General features: G+C 63.7%; 2 protein-coding genes and 2 pseudogenes. 1 reads left to right on the top strand and 3 read right to left on the bottom strand.

What is annotated here, in order from left to right; genetic code table 11:
* A pseudogene (locus tag EOA28_RS35110) lies at nt 1-229 on the top strand (hypothetical protein); the annotation flags it as partial.
* Between the two features lie 43 nt (nt 230-272).
* On the opposite strand, the gene EOA28_RS35105 reads toward EOA28_RS35110, so the two are convergent.
* The 3 genes and pseudogenes from EOA28_RS35105 to EOA28_RS39755 all read right to left on the bottom strand — a co-directional run.
* Nucleotides 273-1,040: an RES family NAD+ phosphorylase gene (locus EOA28_RS35105; RefSeq protein WP_127250164.1), complete on the bottom strand. Its 768-nt coding sequence runs from the start codon at nt 1,038-1,040 to the stop codon at nt 273-275.
* A complete protein-coding gene (locus EOA28_RS35100) occupies nt 1,000-1,377 on the bottom strand; it encodes an antitoxin Xre/MbcA/ParS toxin-binding domain-containing protein (RefSeq protein ID WP_042644375.1) in 378 nt (125 codons plus the stop codon). Before EOA28_RS35100 ends, EOA28_RS35105 begins: the two co-directional genes overlap by 41 nt.
* A gap of 63 nt (nt 1,378-1,440) precedes the next feature.
* A pseudogene (locus EOA28_RS39755) lies at nt 1,441-1,661 on the bottom strand (diguanylate cyclase); the annotation flags it as partial.

Raw genomic sequence — 1,661 nt, 5'->3', positions numbered from 1 at the left:
GGCCGACTTCCTGTTCCCGCAAATGACGCTGCCAGATCGCGAGATACAAGGCTGGCTGCCGGGGTTTGTGGACTATTTCTTCCTGGCTTTCACCAACGCCACCGCCTTCTCGCCGACCGACACCTTGCCGCTCACGCAGCGCGCAAAGCTCCTGATGATGGCCGAAGCGATGATCTCGCTCTTGACGATCGCGCTGGTGGCGGCGCGGGCGGTCAACATCCTGGCATAGCTAACTGCCGGCCCGTCCTGAACCTCGAGAGAGTTTTCCGAGTTCAGTGGCCGCGTTCCCAACGCATGCCGGCCAGTCGCGGATCGGCAAAAGCGGTGCGTGAGAATTCCAGCCGCTTGTCGGGGAACTCGCAGATCGCCTGCAGGCCGAAAGAGCCGATCCGGATGCGCCAGGTCTGCGGCTCCAGCGGCTTGGCCTTGGCAAAGCCCTTGCAGGTCAACAAAGCGATGTTGGCGCCCTTCGGATCGCGCACCGAACGATAGCGGATCGCCTGCATCTCGGCTTCGCGCGCGACATCGGCGATCGCCTGGCAGGCGGTGTAATCGGTGGGCAGCGTCCAGGCCTTATCGTCCCGATCGAGCGGCGGCCGCGTCAGGTCGATCGCGCGCTCGCACTTGATCGCGGCGGCGAAGGCGGTGTATTCCGCCGCATCGTTCGGCCATGGCGTCGCCGGCGATTCCGCAAAGAACAGCAAGCGGTAGAAGGCCATCTCCGCCACCGCCGTCAGCACCGTCTCGGCCGCGTAGTAGACGCCTTTCGTCTTGCCCGCGCGACGGAAGCGCGAGCCGTAAGGATAGACGGAGCCGTAGCGGAAAGGCGTCGCCAGCAGATAATGGAGGTGGCGGCATTCCAGCGGGATATGGGGCTTGGTGTCCTCGACGAGGTCCTCGAGCAGCGACTGCTCGTCGAGCGTGTCGACCAGCTTGAGGGTCGACACGCGGTGCTGCGCCTCCACCATGCGCCAGTATTTGCCTTCGAGTCTGACGGCCTCAAACGAGAGCGCGCCGGGAGTCCAGGTAGGCAATGACATCGACAAGTCCGGCAATGGTCAGGATTTTCTCGAGCGGCGTGCCGTCGAGCGTGATGTTGGGATTCCTCAGCCATGCCCGCGCCACAGTCTCGTCGCCGCCGACGATGGCGTCGAGCGAGCGGAACAGGCGCACGAACAGCACCGCCAGCTCGAACGGCTTGGTGCCGCGTTCGAGCAGGAACTCCTGTTTGCGCATGCGCGAGACCGTTGCCTCCGACACGCCGATGACCAAAGCGAGCGTCCTGGCGGTGATGTCGAGCAGGTCGGCCGCGCGCAGCGTGGCCTTGGTGATGACGGCGTTCTCGGCCGCCGCCGCGGCCGCGACTGGACGTTGCATATGCGCACCCTTTCATTTCTGTGGAAAATATAGTTCACAAAAATTCTTCTGGAAAGGGTAATGTCAGTCTTTCTTGTAAAGCAGCCAGCCTTTGCCGGCCCGGCCGGCCGTGGCCGAGTGCCTTGTCACACGGTTGCGGCCGCCGACCTTGGAGCGATAAAGCGCGCGGTCCGCCTTGGTGTAGAGATCCTCGGGGTTTCCGCCTCCGAGGCCATGCAGATGCCCAGCGATACGGTGACGGTGCCGTAATTCATGCCGGTCTGGCTGCTGGTGAATGGGGTCTG

It is taken from the genome of Mesorhizobium sp. M2A.F.Ca.ET.067.02.1.1 (assembly GCF_004023285.1).
In the GTDB taxonomy this organism is placed as follows: domain Bacteria; phylum Pseudomonadota; class Alphaproteobacteria; order Rhizobiales; family Rhizobiaceae; genus Mesorhizobium.
Note: the sequence above shows the minus strand (reverse complement) of the source record. Positions and strands in the feature narration are given on the sequence as shown.